This is a genomic window from Nocardioides sp. NPDC023903 (assembly GCF_040639295.1).
Lineage (GTDB): Bacteria > Actinomycetota > Actinomycetes > Propionibacteriales > Nocardioidaceae > Nocardioides.
This window is the reverse complement of record NZ_JBEZZS010000030.1, coordinates 53,025-73,996: the sequence shown is the minus strand read 5'-3', so window position 1 is coordinate 73,996 and position 20,972 is coordinate 53,025. Positions and strand designations below refer to the sequence as shown.

22 protein-coding genes are annotated in these 20,972 nt (G+C 71.7%); 17 read left to right on the top strand and 5 right to left on the bottom strand.

Going from position 1 to position 20,972, the window contains the following annotated elements:
* Positions 1 to 119: 119 nt before the first annotated feature.
* Entirely contained in the window at positions 120 to 1,472 is a 1,353-nt protein-coding gene (locus tag AB0F44_RS24035) for an FAD-dependent oxidoreductase (protein ID WP_357359183.1), read from the bottom strand.
* Positions 1,473 to 1,581: 109 nt separating this feature from the next.
* Here AB0F44_RS24035 and AB0F44_RS24030 point away from each other — a divergent pair, with 109 nt between their 5' ends.
* Entirely contained in the window at positions 1,582 to 2,154 is a 573-nt protein-coding gene (locus AB0F44_RS24030; RefSeq protein ID WP_357359182.1) for a helix-turn-helix domain-containing protein, read from the top strand.
* Positions 2,155 to 2,157: 3 nt separating this feature from the next.
* On the top strand, positions 2,158 to 3,417 hold the full coding sequence (locus tag AB0F44_RS24025) for an MFS transporter (protein WP_357359181.1): 1,260 nt from the start codon (positions 2,158 to 2,160) through the stop codon (positions 3,415 to 3,417).
* Here AB0F44_RS24025 and AB0F44_RS24020 read toward each other — a convergent pair.
* Positions 3,386 to 3,763: a hypothetical protein gene (locus AB0F44_RS24020; protein WP_357359180.1), complete on the bottom strand. Its 378-nt coding sequence runs from the start codon at positions 3,761 to 3,763 to the stop codon at positions 3,386 to 3,388. The two genes, AB0F44_RS24025 and AB0F44_RS24020, sit on opposite strands and share 32 nt — an antisense overlap.
* Before the next feature lie 171 nt (positions 3,764 to 3,934).
* On the opposite strand from AB0F44_RS24020, the gene AB0F44_RS24015 reads away from it, so the two are divergent.
* Entirely contained in the window at positions 3,935 to 4,933 is a 999-nt protein-coding gene (locus AB0F44_RS24015; protein ID WP_357359179.1) for a hypothetical protein, read from the top strand.
* A 16-nt stretch (positions 4,934 to 4,949) separates the two neighbouring features.
* On the opposite strand, the gene AB0F44_RS24010 is transcribed toward AB0F44_RS24015, so the two are convergent.
* Positions 4,950 to 5,663 carry an HNH endonuclease family protein gene (locus AB0F44_RS24010; protein ID WP_357359178.1) on the bottom strand — a complete coding sequence of 238 codons (714 nt, stop codon included), beginning with the start codon at positions 5,661 to 5,663 and terminating at the stop codon, positions 4,950 to 4,952.
* A 117-nt stretch (positions 5,664 to 5,780) separates the two neighbouring features.
* On the opposite strand from AB0F44_RS24010, the gene AB0F44_RS24005 reads away from it, so the two are divergent.
* Positions 5,781 to 6,596 (top strand): S-methyl-5'-thioadenosine phosphorylase, encoded by an 816-nt coding sequence (locus AB0F44_RS24005; RefSeq protein WP_357359177.1) that lies wholly within the window; start codon positions 5,781 to 5,783, stop codon positions 6,594 to 6,596.
* Positions 6,593 to 7,639, top strand: a complete 1,047-nt coding sequence (locus AB0F44_RS24000) for an NAD-dependent epimerase/dehydratase family protein (protein WP_357359176.1) — start codon at positions 6,593 to 6,595, stop codon at positions 7,637 to 7,639. Before AB0F44_RS24005 ends, AB0F44_RS24000 begins: the two co-directional genes overlap by 4 nt.
* A 143-nt stretch (positions 7,640 to 7,782) precedes the next feature.
* Here AB0F44_RS24000 and AB0F44_RS23995 read toward each other — a convergent pair whose 3' ends face one another.
* On the bottom strand, positions 7,783 to 9,114 hold the full coding sequence (locus tag AB0F44_RS23995; protein WP_357359175.1) for a hypothetical protein: 1,332 nt from the start codon (positions 9,112 to 9,114) through the stop codon (positions 7,783 to 7,785).
* A 113-nt stretch (positions 9,115 to 9,227) separates the two neighbouring features.
* Here AB0F44_RS23995 and AB0F44_RS23990 point away from each other — a divergent pair, with 113 nt between their 5' ends.
* The 7 genes from AB0F44_RS23990 to AB0F44_RS23960 are packed head-to-tail and all read left to right on the top strand — an operon-like array spanning position 9,228 to position 14,677.
* Positions 9,228 to 9,920, top strand: a complete 693-nt coding sequence (locus tag AB0F44_RS23990) for a glycosyltransferase family 2 protein (RefSeq protein WP_357359174.1) — start codon at positions 9,228 to 9,230, stop codon at positions 9,918 to 9,920.
* Positions 9,917 to 10,576 (top strand): DUF2064 domain-containing protein, encoded by a 660-nt coding sequence (locus AB0F44_RS23985; RefSeq protein WP_357359173.1) that lies wholly within the window; start codon positions 9,917 to 9,919, stop codon positions 10,574 to 10,576. The genes AB0F44_RS23990 and AB0F44_RS23985 overlap by 4 nt, the downstream gene beginning before the upstream one ends.
* Entirely contained in the window at positions 10,573 to 11,265 is a 693-nt protein-coding gene (locus tag AB0F44_RS23980) for a class I SAM-dependent methyltransferase (protein WP_357359172.1), read from the top strand. Before AB0F44_RS23985 ends, AB0F44_RS23980 begins: the two co-directional genes overlap by 4 nt.
* Positions 11,262 to 12,404 (top strand): molybdopterin-dependent oxidoreductase, encoded by a 1,143-nt coding sequence (locus AB0F44_RS23975; RefSeq protein ID WP_357359171.1) that lies wholly within the window; start codon positions 11,262 to 11,264, stop codon positions 12,402 to 12,404. Before AB0F44_RS23980 ends, AB0F44_RS23975 begins: the two co-directional genes overlap by 4 nt.
* Positions 12,404 to 12,838: a hypothetical protein gene (locus tag AB0F44_RS23970; RefSeq protein ID WP_357359170.1), complete on the top strand. Its 435-nt coding sequence runs from the start codon at positions 12,404 to 12,406 to the stop codon at positions 12,836 to 12,838. The genes AB0F44_RS23975 and AB0F44_RS23970 overlap by 1 nt, the downstream gene beginning before the upstream one ends.
* A gap of 4 nt (positions 12,839 to 12,842) precedes the next feature.
* Positions 12,843 to 13,529: a response regulator transcription factor gene (locus tag AB0F44_RS23965; protein WP_357359169.1), complete on the top strand. Its 687-nt coding sequence runs from the start codon at positions 12,843 to 12,845 to the stop codon at positions 13,527 to 13,529.
* Positions 13,526 to 14,677 (top strand): HAMP domain-containing sensor histidine kinase, encoded by a 1,152-nt coding sequence (locus tag AB0F44_RS23960; protein WP_357359168.1) that lies wholly within the window; start codon positions 13,526 to 13,528, stop codon positions 14,675 to 14,677. The genes AB0F44_RS23965 and AB0F44_RS23960 overlap by 4 nt, the downstream gene beginning before the upstream one ends.
* 12 nt (positions 14,678 to 14,689) lie before the next feature.
* On the opposite strand, the gene AB0F44_RS23955 is transcribed toward AB0F44_RS23960, so the two are convergent.
* The gene (locus AB0F44_RS23955) at positions 14,690 to 15,283 is read right to left on the bottom strand and encodes a PadR family transcriptional regulator (protein WP_357359167.1); all 594 of its coding nucleotides are present in this window, start codon (positions 15,281 to 15,283) and stop codon (positions 14,690 to 14,692) included.
* Between the two features lie 116 nt (positions 15,284 to 15,399).
* On the opposite strand from AB0F44_RS23955, the gene AB0F44_RS23950 reads away from it, so the two are divergent.
* The 5 genes from AB0F44_RS23950 (at position 15,400) to AB0F44_RS23930 (ending at position 20,962) form a co-directional block, all read left to right on the top strand.
* On the top strand, positions 15,400 to 16,500 hold the full coding sequence (locus AB0F44_RS23950; RefSeq protein WP_357359166.1) for an aromatic ring-hydroxylating dioxygenase subunit alpha: 1,101 nt from the start codon (positions 15,400 to 15,402) through the stop codon (positions 16,498 to 16,500).
* 6 nt (positions 16,501 to 16,506) lie between these two features.
* A complete protein-coding gene (locus AB0F44_RS23945; RefSeq protein ID WP_357359165.1) occupies positions 16,507 to 17,517 on the top strand; it encodes a PDR/VanB family oxidoreductase in 1,011 nt (336 codons plus the stop codon).
* A 25-nt stretch (positions 17,518 to 17,542) separates the two neighbouring features.
* Positions 17,543 to 18,880: an MFS transporter gene (locus AB0F44_RS23940; protein WP_357359164.1), complete on the top strand. Its 1,338-nt coding sequence runs from the start codon at positions 17,543 to 17,545 to the stop codon at positions 18,878 to 18,880.
* Between the two features lie 102 nt (positions 18,881 to 18,982).
* Complete coding sequence (locus AB0F44_RS23935; protein ID WP_357359163.1) at positions 18,983 to 19,660, top strand: hypothetical protein; 678 nt, start codon at positions 18,983 to 18,985, stop codon at positions 19,658 to 19,660.
* Positions 19,661 to 19,747: 87 nt separating this feature from the next.
* On the top strand, positions 19,748 to 20,962 hold the full coding sequence (locus tag AB0F44_RS23930) for a helix-turn-helix domain-containing protein (protein WP_357359162.1): 1,215 nt from the start codon (positions 19,748 to 19,750) through the stop codon (positions 20,960 to 20,962).
* Positions 20,963 to 20,972: the final 10 nt, after the last annotated feature.

The window sequence follows — 20,972 nt, the reverse complement described above, 5'->3', positions numbered from 1 at the left end:
CGTACGGCCCTTTCATGATTCTGGGCATGCTCGTCGGTGCGTGCGCTGTCTCGCTTTGAGCCCGGGTGCACAGGGTGGCGTGACCGGGATGAAACTGATTTCTCGGCCGCCAGAACTGCCTATTCGGCGGTGAGGTGGGCGGCTACGGCTGCTGCCTGTCCCCGGATCTCGGGGATGGCGGTGGCCTCGTAGAGCGCGCCCTTGCAGGGCGGGCCGACGGTCAAGAGATTGGGTACGACGCTGCCGTCCGCTCCGATGACATGACCGTCCTCGGTGACGTCGATGCCGAGGCGGAGGGGGTCGGGGGCGATCAGGCCGCGCTTCTGGAGGGCGATCAGGAGGGGGTTGTCGGTGCGGGTGATGTCGGGTGAGGGGCCGGTGCAGTTGATCACCGCGGTGACCTCACGGTCGCCGTCGGCCAGGGAGACGACCGGCTGCTCGGTTGCGTCCACCCGACAGCCGAGCACCCCGCCGCCAAGGATCTCCAGGCGTCCCTCTGCCCGGTAGGCGTCGAGGAGGGCGGCGATGCGCGGAGCCATGCGGTGGCGGCGTACCTCCCACTCGCGGGCGTAGACCTCGCGGAAGCGACGGCGCTCCGGCTCGGACAGGCGGCGCCAGATCGACTGGGTCGGGCCACGGAGGCCGTCGATGACGGCACGCCAGTCGACACCGAGGCCTGCCGCGTGCTCGATCTGGTCGCGTACGAGTCCGGCGATGCCTTCGGCGGTCAGCGGGCCATCGGGGATCGGGGTCACCCAGGAGGTGAACTGGTCGTCGACGTGGGGGTTGGGGACCAGGCCGTGGCGGCTCACCATGATCACCCGGCGGTCCGGGGCGTCGTCGAGGAGCGTGACCGTCGTGTCGACGGCGGTCAGACCGGTGCCGACGACGAGTACGGTCGCGTCGACGGGCAGGGCGCTGATCCGGGCCACGTCCCAGGGGTCCGACAGGTTCCACGGCGCCTCGGGGAGCCCGGCCAGCGGTTGGGGCGGCGGGTTGCCGTAGGCGAGGACGACGGCGTCCGCGACATGCCCCTCGTCGTCGCTGGTCAGGACCCGAAAACCGGAACCGACCGGCTCGACGTCGATGACCGTCTCGCCGACCGTCTCGAACGTGCCGGCACCGGCCTCGGCAGCGTGAGCGAGCCGGTCGCGCAGGTAGCGGGCGTAGTCGCGCCGGGGCAGGAAGTCGATCGGGCCGAGCTCGATGCCGGCTTCGGCCGCCCAGTCGAGCAGGTCGTCACGATCGTCGGGGAAGCCCGACATGTTGTTGGCCCGGACGTTGAGGAGATGGCGGCCGTCGGTGGTCGAGTAGGCCACTCCGTAGCCGGCCTCTCCCCGCGACTCGAACAACGTCACCGACGCACCGCGGCGAAGCAGATTGATCGCGGTCAGCGTGCCGCTGGCTCCTCCTCCGATGATCGCCACCGTCGGGGTGGAGGTCGGCGTGGGCGGCGCGGCGTCTGTCGTCACCCGGACAGGGTAACTGCGCTATCCAGCCTTTGTTCACCCGGTTACTCGGTTTTCAACCGAACCGCACAAATCTATTTGCAAAGATCTCTTTGCGGTCTACGGTGAACCCATGGCAGCACGCGAGATCGTCCCCGGAGTCGACCAGCTCAAGGCCCTCACCCACCCCGTGCGCGTACGCATGCTCGGGATCCTCCGCGTCGACGGCCCGGCGACGGCGACCACGTTGGCGGCCCGCCTCGGCATCAACTCGGGCGCAACGTCCTATCACCTGCGACAGCTCGCGCAGCACGGGTTCATCGAGGACGACGAGAGCCGCGGCAACGCCCGCGAGCGCTGGTGGAAGGCCGCCCACCAAGCGACCGTGACCGGCGACAGCGACGTGCCCGACACGGTCGAAGGCCGCGAGACCCTCGACGCCTACCTGCAGACGGTCGTCACCATCTACGCCCAGCGCCTCCAGGAGGCGATCGAGGAGCGGGCGCTCCTCCCCCAGGAGTGGCGCGAGGCCTTCGGCCTCAACGACCGGGTCGTCCGGCTGACCCCCGCCCAGGCCTCCCGCGTCGAGGAGCAGGTCAACAAGATCATCGACGACCTCGAGGAGGAGCCCGAGGGCGACGCCGTGATGTTCCAGTTCCACGTCTTCCCGCTGCCGGGTCATGTCAGCAGAGGCCAGGAGGGGTAGGCCATGAAGCTCCCCCTCTACGGCTGGCTCGCCGCCGAGACCATCTCGCTGGTCGGCACCCGCATCTCGATGCTGGCGCTGCCCTGGTTCGTGCTCGAGACGACCGGCAGTCCCGCCAAGGCCGGCCTGATCGCGCTCTTCGAGATGACACCGCTGGTGCTCAGCAAGATCTTCGGCGGCCCGATCATCGACCGCATCGGTCCCCGCCGCGTCGCGATCGCCTGCGACCTCGGCTCGGCCGTCGTGGTCGGCCTCATCCCCCTTCTGTACGCAGCAGGCCTGCTGCACTTCCCGATCCTGCTCGCGCTCGTCGCCCTCGCCGGCGCGCTGCGCGGCCCCGGTGACGCCGCGAAGTCAGCGATGATCCCGCAGCTGGTCGAGGCGGCCGGCGTACCGACCGAGCGGGCCACCGGGCTCCACTCGTTCGTCGAGCGCACCGCCTCGATGCTCGGCGCCGCCGCGGCGGGGCTGCTGATCGGCCTGGTCGGCGCGACCGACGCGATCGTGATCGACGCCGCCTCGTTCGCTCTCGGCGCCCTGGTGCTCGCCACGACGACCGCCGGGTTGACGCTGGCCCGAGGACCGGAGCCCGCCGAGCACCCCGCGCGGCCCACGCGCTACCGGGCTCAGCTCGCCGAGGGCTGGCACTTCCTCCGCAGCGACCGGGTGCTCCTGGGGATCGCGTTCATGGTGGCGCTGACCAACCTGATCGACCTGGCCTGGAGCAGCGTGCTGATGCCGGTCTGGGGCCAGCAGCACGCCGGCCCCGAAACGATCGGCCTGCTGTTCGCCACCTTCTCCGGCTTCTCCGCCGCGGGGTCGGCCGTGGCCGCGGCGCTCGGCAACCGGATGCGCCGCTACCCGACGTACCTGGTCTGCTTCCTCATCGCCGGGATCCCACGGTTCCTGGTGATCGCCTTCGGGGCGCCGCTGTGGGTCGTGTTCGTGGTGTTCGCGATCGGCGGGACGAGCAGCGGGTTCATCAACCCGATCCTCGGGGCGATCCAGTTCGAGCGGATCCCGGCCCATGTGCTCGGCCGGGTGATGTCGCTGATCTCGGCCTTCGCCTGGGGGCTGATGCCGCTCGGCGGGCTGCTCGGCGGCAGCCTGGTCTCGGCGTTCGGCCTGACCACGGCCCTGGTGGCCTGCGGGATCGCGTACTTCGTGGTCACGATGTTTCCCGCGATCGACCCGACCTGGAAGCAGATCGAGCGGCGGCCGGAGGAAGCAGCTAGCAGGCTTCCCGCAGGCGCGGGATCCTAGGGATGCCGCCGAGCCGCTTGTTGTAGCGGACCTGGTCGGAGTAGCCCTCCAGGAGCGTCCACAGCGCCTTGTGGGCCGGCCACGGGATGGCCTCGCCGGGGAACGCCCAGGTCGAGCCGAAGCCGATCCAGACCGGGACCCAGTCCTTGGCGCAGTCCCACTCGCCCCGCTTGGACATCAGCAGCCGGTGGCGGACCTGGAACGCGAGCCGCTGACCGTCCTTCACGATCGGCGCCGCGCACACCCGCCACAGCGGCATGTCGAGCGACATGAGCTCGATCTCGATGTCGCCCAGAACGCGCGGGTCCACCAGGACCGTAGCGACGTTCTCATGCGGGCGCCTCATGAACATCACGCTAGCGGCGAGCACCGACAAACGTGGCTGGATCCGCCAGGAGCGAACAGCAGGACCCGATTCGCCACCCCACCGGACAAGACGTACGCCGCGGGCCTATCATCCCTCCCAATCTCGATCGGGCAGGGAGGCCCGAGTGGAGGATCGAGGAAGGACCCTACGTTGGCACCCCCGAGGCAGCCCAGAACGGGCGAAGAAGCCGAGAAGTACGCCGCGGAGCATCTGCATACCCTCGGCTGGCCCGACGCCGCCCCATCAGGCAGCACCACGGCAGCCGACGTCGACATCATCGGCGGCCGGCCGGACAACGTCGTGGTCGCGCAGGTGTTGCTCACCCGCTCACCGACCGAGGCGCGCAGCGTCTGTGCCGTACGCGGCGCGGGCTACGCCTACGACGCCCGGACGGTCGCGCTGTTCAGCCGCGCGGGCTACACCACGGACGCGATCGAGTGGGCCGACCGGGTCCGGGTCGCGCTGTTCGAGTTCGCCGCCGACGGCTCGATCCGGACGCACGGGAAGCACGCGGCCGAGCTGGTCACCACCGCGACGGCTCCGGCGCCGACCTCGGCCCTCGGCCGGGCGCCCGAGCCGGCCCCCGGCCGCCACATCGACTCCACCCGCACCGGCAGCTTCAACTTCACCTCGAAGATCCCCGCGATCAGGCCGCGCCGGAGGGCAGCGGAGAAGCCGGCCGACCAGATGACCCCGGACATCGCACCGGGTGTCGCTCCGGACGCGACGGCACCGACCGTCGAGAAGATCGCCGGCCCGTTGACCGGCCAGGTCCCGGCGTACACCACCATGAGCATCCCGAAAGCGCCCACCCCACCGCCAGGTGAGCGCTGGGTTCCCGACGGCCTCGGGCCGATCCTGGACGCAATCGTCCGGGCGTCGCAGCTGCCCGTGGTGCTCGTCCTGGGCTCGGACCGGCGGGCCGAGTGGGTGCGGCAGACCTTCCAGGTCGGCACGATCACGGTCACCGACGAGAAGGTGCTGCCGATGCTGCTCTCGCTGGTGACGGGCCGGGAGTCGCAGTACGAGAGCGGCGAGTCCTATCACAAGGTCAACGGCCTCAAGCCCCAGGGCGAACGGGCGCTGGAGTCTTGGCGGGCGTGGGAGGCGTACGACCGCGCGATGGCCATCTATCGCCGGGCGGTCTGAGTCTCAGATCAGGCGCTCAGCAGTAGCCGAGCATCTCACCGAGCGCCCGTCGCTCGCTGTCGTCGGCGGCGAGCGACCAGCGCGTCTTGGTCTCGATCCAGCGGGCTGCGTACGCACACTGAAACCCCTTCCGCGGACGCCAGCCCGCCGGGTCGTCGTCGCTCTTGCTCATGTTGGTCGGGCCGTCGACGGCGAGCAGGTTGCCGAGGTCGTTGGCGAAGGCGCGGCGCCGCTCCGGGGACCATCCGCCGGCACCGGAGCGCCAGGCCTCGGAGAGCGGCACGACGTGGTCGATCTGGATCGCCTGGGCCTGCCCGGGCTCCTTCAGGTCGGTGAAGACCAGGCGTCTGCCGGTGTAGGGGTCGACCCACGTCCCCGCGAGCACGTCGTGGTCGCACCTTCCCTGCAGCCGGGTCCGCACCTCGACGGCGTCGCGCAGGAGCACGTCGTCGCGCTGGTTGCACCCGTTGCCGTCGGTGTCCGCCCAGCTCCAGCCGAACGACGAGCGGACGTAGGCAGCCGGCCCGTCGGGTCGCCTCGCGACCGTCGCCAACGCCGCGAGATCCCGACGCGCCTCGGACACGTCGACCGGCCCCGGTGAAGGCTCCGCGGTCGCCACCGGCGGCGTGCGCCGGGTCGCCGGTGCCTCCTCGGGCAGCCACAGCGAGACCGCCCAGCCGGCGATCGCCAGCAGGACGACCAGCGCTCCCAGCGACGTACGTCTTCCCACGGCATCGGATTGTGCCCGCGACCACCGACATCGATCCGACTCGCGCCAGGTATTACCGAACGGTGACGGATGGGCCGGGCCCTGTCGCGCCGGGGTCAGCGCTGGCACAGTGAAGGCATGACTGTGCTGGACAGCGGACAGGCACCCCGCGCCGAGGTCGGGGTCATCGGCGGGACCGGGCTCTACGAGTTCTTGACCGATGCCGAGGAGGTGGCCGTCGAGACCCCTTATGGCGACCCCTCCGCGCCGGTCACGGTGGGCACGGTCGCCGGCCGGTCGGTGGCCTTCGTGCCCCGCCACGGCCGCGTGCACGAGTATCCGCCGCACGCCATCCCCTACCGCGCCAACCTCTGGGCGCTGCGGTCGCTCGGCGTGACCCAGGTGCTCTCCCCGAGCGCCGTCGGCGGCCTCCGGGCCGATGCCGTCGCCACCGGCGACCTGGTCACGCCCGACCAGCTCGTCGACCGCACCTGGCGCCGGATCCCGAGCTACGTGGAGAGCGGCGCCACCCACGTACCACTCGCCGACCCCTACTGCGCGCGGATCGCCAAGGCGTACGCAGCCTCCGACCCGTCCGTGAAGGTCGGCGGCACGCTCATCGTGATCGAGGGTCCGCGGTTCTCGACCCGCGCGGAGTCGATCCACCATGCCGCCCAGGGCTGGACGCTGGTCGGGATGACCGGCGCCCCCGAGGCGGCGCTCGCCCGGGAGCTGCGGATGTGTTACGCGCCGTTGTGCCTGGTCACCGACATGGACGCGGGTGCGGCCGAGGGCGAGGGCGTCGACGAGGACGATGTCTACGCGCTCTTCGCGGCCAACCTGGAGCGGATGCGGACCATCCTCGCCGACACGATCGAGGGTCTGCCCGATCCGGCCGGCTGCTCCTGCTCGACCTGGGCCGAGGGCAAGACCCTCGCCTACGAGATCCCATGAGGGTCCTGCTGACCGGGTCGGCCGGTTTCATCGGCACCGCGATCGGCCGGGTGCTGGAGGATGCCGGCCACGAGGTCGTACGCATCGACGTGCTGTTGCCGATGGCCCACGGCGAGGCGGCCGAGGCGCCGCCCGGGACGAACCTCCTCGACGTACGCGACGCCGGCGGCTGGGGCGACCTGCTGGACGGCATCGACGCGGTGTGCCACCAGGCCGCGGTCGTCGGTGCCGGGGTCACCGTGGCCGATCTCCCGCTGTACGCCGCGCACAACGACCTCGGCACCGCCGCGCTCCTGGCCGCGATGAGCGCGCACGGGGTCTCCCGGCTGGTGCTCGCCTCCTCGATGGTCGTCTACGGCGAGGGCCGCTATGTCTGCGCGACCCACGGCGACCGGGTCCCGCCGCCGCGCTCGCGGGCCGCGCTCGACTCCGGCGACTTCGAGAACCACTGCGACCTCTGCGGCGGCGCACTGGCCTGGGCAGCGGTCGCCGAGACGGCGCGGCTCGACCCGCGCAACTCGTACGCAGCCAGCAAGGTCGCCCAGGAGCACTACGCCTCCGCATGGGCACGTCAGGCCGACGCGTCTGCGATCGCGCTGCGCTACCACAACGTCTACGGGCCGCACATGCCCGCGGACACCCCGTACTCCGGGGTCGCCGCCATCTTCCGGTCCTCCCTCGAGCGGGGCGAGGCGCCGCAGGTGTTCGAGGACGGCGGCCAGCAGCGCGACTTCGTCCACGTCGACGACGTGGCCCGCGCCAACCTGACGGCACTGGAGGCGACGTCCGAGCGGTCACGTGGGGAACTGGCGGCCTACAACGTCGCGTCCGGGCACCCGGTCACAATCAGCGAGGTGGCGGCGCTGGTCGCGCGCGGAACTCGGACGGAGGTGGCACCGGTCGTCACCAAGCGCTACCGGATCGGGGACGTACGCCATGTCGTCGCCTCCCCGGAGCTCGCGGAGAAGGAGCTCGGCTTCCGCGCCGAGGTGCTGCCGGAGGTCGGTCTGCCGGCTTTCGCCACCGCTCCCCTGCGGCCGTAGCTGATCCCCCGCTGGTCGAGCCGCCGGAGCCGCTAGGCGAAGGCGTGTCGAGACCAACACAGTCCCCTGTCGCGCTCGATAGGACTGTGTTGGTCTCGACACGCTCGGCCGCAGGCGGCCTCGCGGCTCGACCAGCGGTGCAGTCACCAGCTCGTGTAGAGCAGGTGCTGGACGAGCAGCGCGGTGAATAGCTGCCAGGCCAGGCCGGGCCGTCGCCAGCGCTCGGGCAGCAGGGCGCAGCCGAGGGTGAGCCAGGGCATGAACGGCAGCCAGATCCGCTCCACCTCCGCCCGGCTCATCTGGGAGGCGTCGGCGAGGGCGATCATGACGACCGCGGCCGCGACCAGGACGACGATCACGCGGTCGGCCTGCTCGCGGCGGGCTGCCCAGGTGGCGCCGAGCCCGGCGCCGACGAGCGGCCCGGCGCTGATCGCGAGCGCGGCCAGGTTGCCCCAGGTCCAGTAGGCGCCCGGCCGCTGGCTGGCCAGCCCGTCCCAGTAGCGCTCGACCAGCACGGGATACGCCTCCCACCAGGCGAAACCGCCGGCGGCGAAGGTGAGCACCACCGCGAGCGCCGACGCGGCCGCGATCGGCAGCGCCCACCAGCCCCGCCCGAGCCAGAGCACGGCCAGCGCGAGGACTCCGGTGAGCGGGAGACCGTACGACATCATCACGACGTAGCCGAGGAGCAGCCCGGCCAGGACCGCCCACGGCCAGCTCCGACCGAGCCTGGCCCGGCAGGCGAGGGCCAGGCAGCACATCCCCCAGGCGACCGCGACCGCCATCACCGCATCGGCAGAGACCGCCAGGAACACCGCGCTCGGAGACAGCACCAGGTACGGCGCCGCCGCCCGGGCCGCATCCTCGGCCCCGAGGACCCGGACCGTCGTCATGACCGCCAGCGGCAAGGTCGCGGCGAGCGCGATGACGACCAGGCCCGCGGCGAGGTCCCCGCCGAGACCGACCTTCACCAGGAGCACGAAGAAGAGCACCATCCCGGGCGGGTGCCCGGCGATGTGGACCGGCCAGTTCCCCTGCGGGGCGTCGTAGGGGATCCGGGAGACGTACTCGCGCAGCAGCCCCGGAACGTCGTCGACCGCCCTGGCCGTCTGGAGGTACTCGGTCCGGTTCCCGAGCACCCGCGAGATGCCCTCGGGGCCGTCCACCAGCGCCAGCGCCAGCAGCCACACCAGCCCGGCGGCGTACGCGACCAGGAGCAGGCGCCGCCAGGGCAGCCGCTTCGCCATCGGGTCGGCCCAGCGCAGCGACGCGAGCGCGAGCAGGACCGCGGGAAGCGTGCCGATACCCACCTTGACCTGCGGATATCCGTGGAGCGGAGGGAACGTGCCGTCGTCGAGGTGCACGCGCGGCCACACCTGCCAGTCGAGCAGCGGCGGCACGACAACAGCGGTCACGATGAGCACGACCGTGACGGCGAGCCCCACCATGGCGGCGCGGTGAGCTGAGGAGTTCACGACTGCGAGCGTAGGTCCGCGACGGCTCGATGGTCGCCGACGCACGGGCCACGTCATCGGACCGTAAGATCTGCGGGCCCCATCGGCGGCGGCGCGTTCCTAGAGTCGATCGCATGGCCGAGACCAGCCCCGAGCCCAGCTCAGACACAGTCCCAGATATCGACCTTGTGCTGCCCTGCCGCGACGAGGCCGCGGCCCTGCGCGAGCTGCTGCCGCGCGTGCCGGCAGGGCTCTCTGTGATCGTCGTCGACAACGGCTCGACCGACGGCACCGCCGAGGTCGCCCGCGCGCAGGGGGCGCGGGTGGTCTCGGAGTCGCGGCCGGGATACGGGGCGGCGGTGCACGCCGGCCTGCTGGCCGCGACCGCGCCCTATGTCGTGGTGATGGACGGCGACGGCTCCTTCGATCCCGCGGCCGCGCTGTCCTTGGTCGAGACGATCAGGCGCGATGAGGCCGACCTGGCGCTGGGCTGCCGCAGGCCGGTGACTCCCGGCGCTCAGCCATGGCACGCCAGGGTCGGCAACCGGCTGGTCCTGGCCGCGCTGCGGCGCCGCACCGGCCTGCAGGTGCGTGACATCGCCCCGTTGCGGGCTGCCCGCCGGGAGGCGCTGCTCGAGCTCGGCGTGGAGGACCGGCGCTCGGGCTATCCGGTCGAGCTCCTCGATCGCGCGGCCCGGGCCGGCTGGCGAGTGCACGAGGAGGACGTCGACTACCACCCCCGGACCGCCGGGACCCGCTCGAAGGTCTCCGGCTCGGTGCGGGGCAGCCTGCGGGCGGCGTACGACTTCTGGCGGGTGCTCTCGTGACGGCGCCGACGCTGCTCCTCGTCGCCAAGGCACCGGTGCCGGGCTTGGTGAAGACCCGGCTCGCGGCGGACGTCGGCGAGGCAGCGGCCACCGCCGTCGCGGCTGCTGCTCTGCTGGACACAATCGAGGCGTGCACGCGGGCGGTGGGACCGGACCGGTGCCTGCTCGCCCTCTCCGGGGACCTCGCCGATGCGCTCCGAGGCGACGAGATCCGGACCGCCCTCACCGGGTGGACCATCGCCTCGCAACGCGGGAGCGGCCTCGGCGAACGCCTCGCGAACGCCCACGCCGAGGTCGCCGGACCGGTCGTGCAGATCGGCATGGACACCCCGCAGGTCACTCCGGCCGGGCTGCTGGCCGTGGCCGACGGCCTGGACGCGGCCGACGCCGTGCTCGCTCCCGCCGAGGATGGCGGCTGGTGGGCCCTGGCGCTCCGCGACCCGTCGGCGGCCACCGCGCTCCGTGACGTACCCATGTCCACCCCCGAGACGTACGCAGCCACCCGCTCAGCCCTCGAAGGACTCGGCCTCCTGGTCGCCGCCGGTGAGCGGCTGCGCGACGTCGACCACCTCGCCGACGTCGCTCCCGTCGCCGCAGCCGCCCCGCACACCCGCTTCGCGGTGGTCGCGGCCGAGATCGCGCGGGTCGCCCGATGACCGCGGTGACGGCCGAGTCTGCGTTCGCGCACGTCTTCGCCAGCGCGGAGTGCCGGGTGGTGAGCGTCGATGGCATGGCCTCGCGGCTTCCGGTCGAGGATTGGACCCGCACCGCCGACGCCGCAGACCTCGCCCTGCTCTCCTACTGCGCCGGACCGACGCTCGATCTCGGCTGCGGGCCGGGCAGGATGACCGCCGCGCTGGCCGCCCGGGGTCTGCCGTCACTGGGCGTCGACGTGGTGCCTGAGGCCGTTGCCCAGACCGAGGCCCGCGGTGGCCGCGCGGTCTGTCGCGACCTCTTCGAGCCGCTGCCCGGGGAGGGCTGGTGGACGACCGCTCTGCTCGCCGACGGCAACCTCGGCATCGGCGGGGACCCGCTCGCCCTCCTCGCCCGCGTACGCCGGCTGCTCGTGCCCGGCGGCCGGGTGGTCGCCGAGGTGCACCCGCCCGGCACCCCGAGCGGACCGCTGCTCGCGGAGCTGGTCTGCCGCTGCGGCGGCTCCTCGCAGTTCCCGTGGGCCGTCGTCGGCGCCGACGCGATCGGATCGATCGCCGCCGAGGTCGGGCTCGCGGTGAGGCGGCTCGAGCCGTTGCCGCATCGCCGGGCACAATCCCGCCGGTCAGCGCCGGCCCCGTTCACGCCCGCCGGTGACCGCTGGGTCGCCGTACTCGTCGAGGACGCCGCATGAGAATCCCCTCCGAGGACTCCTTCACCTCGCGCCTGCGCAGCGCGGCGGTCGCCGCGCGGGTCGGACTCTGGCTCGGGATCTGCTTCCTGGTCGCGCTCGTGACCGGTCTGATCAGCCACTACGCCCAGGTCGACCATCAGCCGGTGCCGCTCCCGGCCAGCCCGTCGCGGCTCTACCAGCTCACCCAGGGCCTGCACGTCGCCGCCGGCACCGCCGCGATCCCGCTCCTGCTGATCAAGCTGTGGGTCGTCTTCCCCAAGCTCTTCCAGCCGATGCCGCGGCAGGTCCGCGAGGCACTGCCGACGGCGCTGGAGCGAGGCTCGATCGCCGTCCTGGTCAGCACCTCGCTGGTGCAGCTCACCACCGGTCTGCTCAACGTCGCGCAGTGGTATCCCTGGGGGTTCAGCTTCCGCAGCACCCACTACGCGCTCGCCTTCGTCGCCGTCGGAGCGCTGCTCGTGCACATCGCGGTGAAGCTGCCGGTCGTACGCGACGCCCTGACCGGGGATGTCGACGACACCGCCCACGACCGGCCGAACGCGCGCAGGCCGGGGCCGGTCAGCAGGCGCGGGGTGCTGGTGCTGGCGGGCTCGTCGGCGCTGGCAGCCGCGTTCCTCTACACCGCCGGCACCATCCCCGGCGTCGGCCGGATCGCGGCCCTGTCGCCCCGGTCGCGGAAGCAGGGCATCCCGATCAACCGGACGGCCCACTCTGCCGGCGTGGTCGCCGAGGCGAGCAGCTCCGCCTATCGGCTCGAACTCGTCCACGGCCCCACGACCCGGTCGCTGACCCGCGACGACCTGGTCGCCATGGAGCAGCGCACCCACACCCTCCCGATCGCCTGCGTGGAGGGATGGAGCGCCTCGGGCGAGTGGGGCGGCGTACGCCTCCGCGACCTGCTCGACCTGGTCGGCGCCCCGCGTGGGCGCGAGGTGCGGGTCCGGTCGATCCAGACGTTCAGCGCCTCCGCGGACACCGTGCTCCCCCCGAATTTCGCCGATGACGACCGAACCCTGATGGCACTGATGCTCGATGGGGAGACACTCTCGATGGACCACGGCTACCCGGTCCGGCTGATCGCGCCCGACCGTCCCGGGGTCATGCAGACCAAGTGGGTCTCCCGGATCGAGGTGCTCTGATGAGAGCGATCCGCGGAGCGCTGATCCTGCTCGGGGCCGTCGGGATGGCGTACGGCGCCTGGCTGCTGGTGAGCCGGCAGGACCTCGGCCAGATCGTCGAGGTTGTGATCTGGCTGGCGGCGGCGGTCGTGATCCACGACGGGATCCTGGCGCCGGCGGTGCTGGGCCTGGGCTGGCTCGGCGGCCGGCTGCTGCCGCGGGCGGTCGCCCGGGGCGCGGTGGTGGTGCTGGTGCTGCTCGGGCCGACGGTCCTGGTCGCGATCCCGGTTCTCGGCCGGTTCGGCGCGAAGCCGGACAACCCGACGCTGCTGGACCGCGACTACACCCAGGGCCTGCTGGTCTTCGCGATCCTGTGCGTGTGCGCCGGTGTCGCCGTCGCGCTCGGCGAACTACGCTCACGACAGCCCGCCCGGGCGAATGTCGAGGAGGAGTAGGCCCATGGCACGTGTCCTCGTGGTCGACGACGACCTCACCGTTCGCGAGGTGCTGGCCTCCTACCTGCGCGCGGGTTCGCACGACGTCGTCGAGGCCGGGGACGGCGAGCAGGCGCTGCGCGCGATGAGCGAGCGACCCGCCGACATCGTCATCCTCGACCTGATGCTGCCCGGCATCGACGGGCTGGAGGTGTGCCGTCGTCTGCGGCAGGCGAGCGAGGTGCCGATCATCATGCTCACCGCGCTCGGCAGCGAGGCCGACCGGATCATGGGGCTCGAGCTCGGCGCCGACGACTACGTCGGCAAGCCGTTCAGCCCACGCGAGCTGGTGCTGCGCGTCGACTCGGTGCTCAAGCGCACCGGTCACTCCGGCGAGGGTGGCGTGGTCTCCGACGGCTCCCTGGTGGTCGACGGCGACCGGCGAGTGGCGACCGACGCCGGGTCGGAGCTGTCGTTGACCACCCGTGAGTTCGACCTGCTCCGCTACCTGATCGCCCACCCCGGCAAGGCCTTCACCCGCGAGGATCTGCTCGAGCACGTCTGGGGATGGACGATCGGCGACCGCTCGACGGTCACGGTCCACGTACGCCGACTGCGGGAGAAGATCGAGGCCGACCCGACCCGGCCGGAACGGCTGGTCACGGTCTGGGGCGTCGGCTATCGCTGGGAGCCCACGGAGGTGGGCGCGTGAAGACCGCCGACGCCGTCCAGATCGCGCTCGTCGCCGCGGGCGCCGGTCTCACCGTCGGCCTGGTCGGGCTCCTGGTCGCCTGGCTGACCCGGCGCTGGTCGATCCGCTGGCAGCTCACCCTGGCCGCCGCCGTCGCGGTGCTGACGGTCTTCGGCGGCGTACTCGGGGTCGCGTGGCTCATGTTCCTCTCCGGCCACGACCTGCAGGTCATCACCGTGGTCGCCTCGATCGCCGTGGTGGTGGCGATCCTCGTGGCGTTCGTCATCGGATCTGCGATGGTGCGCTGGTCGGGCGCGGTCCAGCGGCAGGCCCGGGAGATGGCGCTCGGCGGCCATCAGCAACCCTCGGAGAGCGGTCCCCGCGAGCTCCGGTCGCTGTCGGCCGAACTCGCCGAGACCCAGCGGCGACTGGAGGAGGCGAGCGCGCGGGAGGCGCGGCTCGAGGAATCCCGCCGCGAGCTGATCTCCTGGGTCGCCCACGACCTGCGTACGCCGCTCGCCGGGCTACGGGCGATGGCCGAGGCGCTCGAGGACGGGATCGCGGCCGATCCGCACCGCTACCACCAGCGCATCCGCGTCGAGGTCGAGCGTCTGGCCCGGCTCGTGGACGACCTCTTCGAGCTCTCCCGGATCCAGGCCGGCGCGCTCACCCTGACTCCGGAGCCGGTCCTGCTCGGCGACCTGGTCAGTGAGGCCCTGGCCGGGGCCGATCCGGTCGCCCGGGAGCGACGGGTCCGCCTCGGCGGCCAGGTCGAGGACGGCCTCGAGATCACCGCCGACCCCGCCAGCCTGTCCCGCGTCGTCTCCAACCTGCTGATGAACGCCATCCGGCACACCCCCGCGGACGGCACGGTGGAGGTGCACTGCCGGCTGGCCCCCGGAGACGTACGCAGCGTCGACCTCAGCGTCAGCGACGGCTGTGGCGGCCTGGATCCCAGCGACATGGAGCGGGTCTTCGACCTCGGCTGGCAGGGCAGCTCCGCACGCACCCCGACCGCACCCGAAGGCGCCGACGGCGCCGGCGGCCAGGGCGCCGGGTTCGGTCTCGCCATCGTCAAGGGACTCGTCGACGCACACCGCGGCCGAGTCTGGGTGGAGAACCTCCCGGCCGCGACCGGCTGCCGGTTCCACGTACGCCTGCCGGCATGACCCTGGGAGGGCTCAGTCGACGGCCGAGCCCTCGAGCTCGTCGACGAGCGCGAGGCCGCGCTCGGCCCAGTTGAGCGCGGCGCGGGCCTGGTCGATCAGACCGTCGTAGGCGAAGATCTTGTAGCGCACGATCCGGTCCCACTGGCTCGCGTCGTAGTGCTCGAGGCGTCGGGCCAGGGTGGGGTGGCTGCGGTCGACGAGCGTGGCGCGAGTGGCCTCGAGCATCGCCAGGTGCTCGGTCCAGTGGTCGCGAAACTGCTCCAGCTCGGCGCGCGCGGCGCCGGGCTCGGCCCACTCCAGGTAGGCCGCCTTGAGGTAGGCGGGCTCCCGCTGCCGGCGGATCTCGATGGGCGAGTCCATCCACTCCCGGAAGGCCTTCACCCCGGCCTCGGTGACGGCGTACTCCTTCTTGGTGCCCTTCTTGCCCCACGGCACGACCGCGGACTCGAGCAGGCCGTCGCGCTCCATCCGGTTCAGCTCCGGGTAGATCTGCGAGTCGGGCGCGTGCCAGACATGGGCCACCGACTGGCTGAACTGCTTGGAGACGTCGTAGCCGGTCATCGGGCGTGAGGTGAGCAGCGCGAGCAGCGCGAACCTCAGCGACATCGTGACCCCCTCTCCACGCAGTGACTGTGGCGGCGAGCGTACCCGCCTCTTGCCACTAACTATAGAGATAGGTAGTTTGTGACGAGCACAACACCTATCTCCATAGGGAGTTCCCCATGACCATCCTGGAATCGCCGCCGGTCACCGCAGCCAGCAAGATCTTCAACTTCCCCCGCAACGCCTGGTACGTCGCGGCCTGGGACCACGAGGTGACCGCGAAGCAGCCGCTCGCCCGCACCATCGCCGGCCGCCCGCTGGCCCTGTGGCGCAACAGCGACGGTCGTGCCGTCGCCCTGGCCGACGCCTGCTGGCACCGGCTGGCGCCGCTGTCGAAGGGCAAGGTGCTCGGCGACGAGATCCAGTGCCCTTACCACGGGCTGCGCTACAACTCGGCCGGCCGCTGCACGAGCATGCCGGCGCAGGAGACGATCAACCCGAGCGCGATCGTCCCGTCCTACCCGGTCGTCGAGCGCTATCGCTACGTCTGGGTCTGGGTCGGCGACCCCGACCTCGCCGACCCCGCCGCCGTGCCCGACATGCACCAGATGGACTCCCCGGAGTGGGCAGGCGACGGCGAGACGATCTACGCGCCGTGCAACTACCAGCTGGTGCTCGACAACCTGATGGACCTCACCCACGAGGAGTTCGTGCACAGCTCGAGCATCGGGCAGGACGAGCTCTCCGAGGCCGAGTTCGAGGTGAGCCATTCCGACCGCGGCGTCACCGTGACCCGCTGGATGCGCGACATCGACGCGCCCCCGTTCTGGCTGAAGAACATGCGCGACAGGTTCCCCGGCTTCACCGGGAAGGTCGACCGCTGGCAGATCATCCACTTCGAGGCCCCCTCGACGATCCGCATCGACGTCGGCGTCGCCAAGGCCGGCACCGGCGCCCCCGAGGGCGACCGCAGCCAGGGCGTCAACGGCTTCGTGATGAACACGATCACCCCCGAGACCGCGCGCACCTCGCACTACTTCTGGGCCTTCATGCGCAACTATCGCCTGGACAGCCAGACGATCACGACCCAGCTGCGCCAGGGCGTGCACGGCGTCTTCGGCGAGGACGAGGACATGCTGGCCGCCCAGCAGCGCGCGATCGACGCCAACCCGGACCACGAGTTCTACAGCCTCAACATCGACGCCGGCGGGATGTGGGTGCGCCGGATCCTGGACCGCATGCTGCAGGCGGAGGGTCTTCCCGCCGCCGCGGCGAAGTAGGCGACGATGGCAGTCAACACCCAGACCTGGTGGCAGCAGGGCCGCGTGGCCGAGACCGGCGACCTCGCCGAAGGCGTACGCCGCATCGTGCTCTGCCCCGACCGCCCCGTCCACGCCGCTCCCGGCACCCACGTCGACCTCCGGCTCGACCTCGACGGGCATGTCCGCAAGCGGTCCTACTCCGTCGTCCGCTCCGAGGACGGCGGTCGCCGGCTCACTCTCGGCGTGCAGCTGGCCCCGAGCTCACGCGGCGGGTCCCGCCACATGCACAGCCTCGAGGCCGGTGATGTCGTCGAGATGACCGGTCCGGTCCAGAGCTTCCCGCTCGGGGTCGGCGCCGACCGCTACGTCCTGGTCGCCGGCGGCATCGGCGTCACCGCGCTGGTCGCGATGGCCGACACCCTGCGCCGCCGCGGCGCCGACTACACGCTCGTCCTGGCCGGCCGGCGGCGCGCCGTCATGGCCCACCTCGACGAGCTCGTCGAGGTGCACGGCGATCGCGTGCGGGTGTTCGTCGACGACGAGGACGTACGCCTCGACGTGGAGACGCTGGTCGGCGAGATCGCCGGCTCCCCGGCTGCGTCGCGGACCGAGATGTACATGTGCGGGCCGATCCGGCTGATGGACGCGATCCGCCGCGCCTGGATGACCCACGAGCTGCCCGAGCCCAACCTGCGGTTCGAGACCTTCGGCAGCAGCGGCGCCTGGGCGGCGGAGGACTTCGTCGTGCACCTCCCCCAGTTCGACCGCTCCGTCCGCGTCGGCAAGGACAGCTCGATGCTCGACGCGCTCGAGGACGCCGGCGTCGACGTGATGTGGGACTGCCGCAAGGGCGAGTGCGGCATCTGCCAGGTCAAGGTCCTCGACGTCAGCGGCCGCATCGACCACCGCGACGTGTTCCTGAGCCAACAGCAGAAGGAGACGTACGCGTCCTTGTGCCTCTGCGTCGCCCGTGCCGCCCGCGGTGAGCCCGACGAAGCCTCCGAACCTGCCGCCGTGACCCTCCACCTTCCGTGAACCCCCACCCCGAAAGAGACCCGAGATGAACCTTCGTGCGCGCATCGACGCCGCCGCGATGACTCCCTACCAGTGGATGGTCGTCGCCCTCTGCGTCCTGCTGAACTGTCTGGACGGATTCGACGTGATGGCGATGGCCTTCACCGCCTCCTCGCTGACCGAGGAGTTCGCGCTGAGCGGCTCGGAGCTCGGCGTACTGCTGAGCGCCGGCCTCGTCGGCATGGCTGTCGGCTCACTGGCCCTGGCTCCCGTCGCCGACGTCATCGGACGCCGGCCGCTGATCCTGATCAGCGTCGGCCTGGCGACCCTCGGCATGCTGCTCTCCGCCGTCGCCCCGTCCGCCGTCCTGCTCGGCCTCGCCCGCGTCGTCACCGGGCTCGGGGTCGGCGGCATCCTGGCCAGCACCAACGTGATCGCGAGCGAGTACGCCTCGGCGCGCTGGCGCGGTCTGGCGATCGGCCTCTACACGGCGGGGTACGGCATCGGTGCCACCTTGGGCGGCGTGGCCGCGCGCGGCATGCTGGCCGACCTCGGCTGGCGCAGCGTCTTCGTCGCCGGCGGTGTCGCGACCGGGATCGCACTGATTCTCCTCGTCGTGCTGCTGCCCGAGTCGGTCGACTTCCTGGTCCAGCGCCGGCCGCGGCAGGCCGTCGAGCGGATCAACCGGATCCTCGGCCGGCTCGGCCAGCCCGCGATCACCTCGGACGCGCTGGAGGCCGCGCCGCGGCCGACGACCCGGCGTCGCAGCGGCAACCCTGGCGTATTGCTCAGCGCTGATCTGCGCCGCTCGACCCTGCTCATCTGGGTCGCGTTCCTGGCCACGATGTTCGGCTTCTACTTCGTCAACAGCTGGACCCCGCAGCTGCTGGTGACCTCCGGGATGTCCGAGGCGGACGCGGTCACCGCCGGCATGATGCTGGCGCTCGGCGGCACCGCCGGCTCGGTCCTCTACGGCCTCGTCGCCTCGCGGCTGGACAGCCGCCTGGTCCTGATCGGCTTCACGGTGCTCTCGGCGCTGACGATGGTCGTCTTCATCACCAGCACCGCGCTGCTCACCGTCGCGCTGATCATCGGCGTGCTCGTCGGAGCGCTCATCAACGGCTGCATCGCCGGCCTCTACACGATCACCCCGGCCGTCTACGGCACCGAGATCCGCAGCACCGGCATGGGCTGGGCGATCGGCATCGGCCGCATCGGGGCGATCCTGTCGCCGATGCTCGCCGGGCGCCTGCTCGACGCCTCGTGGACCCCGGTCAACCTGTACGTCGGCGCTGCCGTCGTCGTCGCGATCTCCGCTGTCGCGCTGCTCTTCCTGCGGACCGGGCAGGCTGCTCGGACCGTTCCCGACATGGCCTCGGCCTAGGCGCGGAGAATCGGCCCGTCCCGGCTGCAACCGGGACGGGCCGTGGACCGTCTAGATCGGCAGGACGCCCGCTCGGGGCGTACGACCGACGAGGAGTCCACCATGTCCACATCCCGCATCCAGCTCCGTGCCGCGCTCGCGGCGACCGCCGTGATCGGCCTGCTCGGCCTCGCCGGGTGCGGGAGCGAACCGGCACCCTCCGCCGGGTCGCCCTCCGCCGCTCCCTCCTCCTCGGCCCCGTCCTCGGCTCCTTCCTCCGAGCCGCCCGCGACCCCCACGCCGACGCCGGCCCCGTCGGAGGTCCCGATCACGGCCACTCCGACGCCGAACCTCGACTGGGGCGGCCCGCTGGCGCCCGGGGCCTTCGGGCGGATCAAGGCGGACGGCAACGTACGTTCTCTCGTGCAGCAGGGCTGGATGACCCGCGACACCGCGCGCGAGGAGATCTGCGAGGGCAAGCACTGGAAGTGGGCCGACCAGGTCGGCGACGGCGTCGACGTCATCTACGACCAGCAGGGCGAGATCGCCTCCTTCGGGATGAGCAAGCCCGTCCTGGAGACCGCTCGCGGCGTCACGATCGGTGACTCCCTGATGGTCCTCAAGGACATCTACGGGACCGGCGCCCAGCAGACCAACGACTACGGCCAGACGACCTGGGTCGTCAAGGACGGCGACCGCTGGATCGGCTTCCTGCTCTCTGGTAACACCCGCGACGCGAAGATCGAGTTCATCGAGGTCTCCGTCGGAAGCCAGCCCGGACTGCTCCGCGACGGCTGTTGAGCGGCTGTGACGGCGGCCATATGGCCCTGTGCTGAGTGCACAAACGGTCATGTGGCCCCCCGGCGCCGCGTTGATAGCCTCGAGCACATGCCCGACCAGCGCTCCGCGGATTCATCACCGTCGCCCGTCCCCGAGTCCTCGGCGATCACCCGTGCGCTCGCGAAGCGCCTGCTGCCGCGTGCCGAGGAGCTGGCCACCGTGCTGCGGGACACCTTGCAAGCCAAGGACGAGCGCTACGCGACCACCGATCTGATCGCGGCGGAGGAGCTGCTGAGGTCCTGTCGCGACAACATGCTGCGCTCCCTCCAGTCACTGGCCGACCAGGTGCCGCCGGGCGTGAACGTCTTCGACGCCGCTCAGACCACCGCGCGACGCCGGGCGGACGCCGGCTTCCCGCTCGAGTCCCTGTTGCACGCCTACCGCCTCGGCACGGAGGTGATCTGGGCAGCGCTGCTCGACGAGGCTCGCTCGCGGGCGCCGGAGCTGCTGGACGAGCTCCTGGACAGCGCCGTGCAGGTCATGCAGCTCATCGACTCGATGTCGACGGCCGTCGCCGACGAGTACCGGACGCGGCAGCTCGAGGCCACGCGGCGCGACATCGAGCGCAGGCAGGCGATCCTCGACAGCCTGCTCGAGGGGCGCGCCGCGGACCCCGGCTTCGCCGCCGAGGCGATGCGAATCCTGGGCCTGACCTCGGAGACGAGGATCGCGGTCGTGGTGATCCGGCACCGCGCCTCGACGACCGGGCCCCCGCCTTCGCCGGGGGCGGCGCTGGCCGCCACGGGATTCCGGTCCGAGTGGCGCCTGCGTGCCGACCGCGAGATCGGGCTCGTCGATCTGGGACAGGCGACGATCGCTCAGCTCGTGGAACGGTTGTCGGCGATCGTCGACGGTTGGGCGGGCGTCTCTCAGGAGACGGTCGGCCTGGCCGACGTGCTCACCGAGTTCCGGATGGCGGAGCTGGTCCTGGCCAGCCTGCCGGCCGACGAGCCCGGTGTCGCCGTTCTCGACGAGAGACTTCCCGAGGTGCTGGTCGCCGCGAACCGGCCGATCGCGGACCGGATCCGGTCCCGCGCCCTGGGTGACCTGCTCACCGTCCCTCTCGACAAGCAGGAGTCGCTCCTCGACACCCTGGACCGCTGGTTCGCCAACAACCGGTCCACCTCGGAGACGGCGACCGAGATGCACTGCCACCGCAACACGGTGGTCTACCGCCTCAAGCAGATCGAGGAGCTGACCGGCTGCCGCCTCGACGACGGACGCGACCAGCTGCTGCTCCGACTGGCGCTGCTCGCCTCCTGAATCAGGCGAG

Bases quoted from the DNA above. Each gene is read 5' to 3' on its own strand.
- AB0F44_RS24030 (WP_357359182.1), top strand. From the start codon at position 1,582: ATGGCAGCACGCGAGATCGTCCCCGGAGTCGACCAGCTCAAGGCCCTC.
- AB0F44_RS24025 (WP_357359181.1), top strand. From the start codon at position 2,158: ATGAAGCTCCCCCTCTACGGCTGGCTCGCCGCCGAGACCATCTCGCTG.
- AB0F44_RS24020 (WP_357359180.1), bottom strand. From the start codon at position 3,763: ATGAGGCGCCCGCATGAGAACGTCGCTACGGTCCTGGTGGACCCGCGC.
- AB0F44_RS24005 (WP_357359177.1), top strand. From the start codon at position 5,781: ATGACTGTGCTGGACAGCGGACAGGCACCCCGCGCCGAGGTCGGGGTC.
- AB0F44_RS24000 (WP_357359176.1), top strand. From the start codon at position 6,593: ATGAGGGTCCTGCTGACCGGGTCGGCCGGTTTCATCGGCACCGCGATC.
- AB0F44_RS23990 (WP_357359174.1), top strand. From the start codon at position 9,228: ATGGCCGAGACCAGCCCCGAGCCCAGCTCAGACACAGTCCCAGATATC.
- AB0F44_RS23980 (WP_357359172.1), top strand. From the start codon at position 10,573: ATGACCGCGGTGACGGCCGAGTCTGCGTTCGCGCACGTCTTCGCCAGC.
- AB0F44_RS23975 (WP_357359171.1), top strand. From the start codon at position 11,262: ATGAGAATCCCCTCCGAGGACTCCTTCACCTCGCGCCTGCGCAGCGCG.
- AB0F44_RS23970 (WP_357359170.1), top strand. From the start codon at position 12,404: ATGAGAGCGATCCGCGGAGCGCTGATCCTGCTCGGGGCCGTCGGGATG.
- AB0F44_RS23965 (WP_357359169.1), top strand. From the start codon at position 12,843: ATGGCACGTGTCCTCGTGGTCGACGACGACCTCACCGTTCGCGAGGTG.
- AB0F44_RS23955 (WP_357359167.1), bottom strand. From the start codon at position 15,283: ATGTCGCTGAGGTTCGCGCTGCTCGCGCTGCTCACCTCACGCCCGATG.
- AB0F44_RS23950 (WP_357359166.1), top strand. From the start codon at position 15,400: ATGACCATCCTGGAATCGCCGCCGGTCACCGCAGCCAGCAAGATCTTC.
- AB0F44_RS23945 (WP_357359165.1), top strand. From the start codon at position 16,507: ATGGCAGTCAACACCCAGACCTGGTGGCAGCAGGGCCGCGTGGCCGAG.
- AB0F44_RS23940 (WP_357359164.1), top strand. From the start codon at position 17,543: ATGAACCTTCGTGCGCGCATCGACGCCGCCGCGATGACTCCCTACCAG.
- AB0F44_RS23935 (WP_357359163.1), top strand. From the start codon at position 18,983: ATGTCCACATCCCGCATCCAGCTCCGTGCCGCGCTCGCGGCGACCGCC.
- AB0F44_RS23930 (WP_357359162.1), top strand. From the start codon at position 19,748: ATGCCCGACCAGCGCTCCGCGGATTCATCACCGTCGCCCGTCCCCGAG.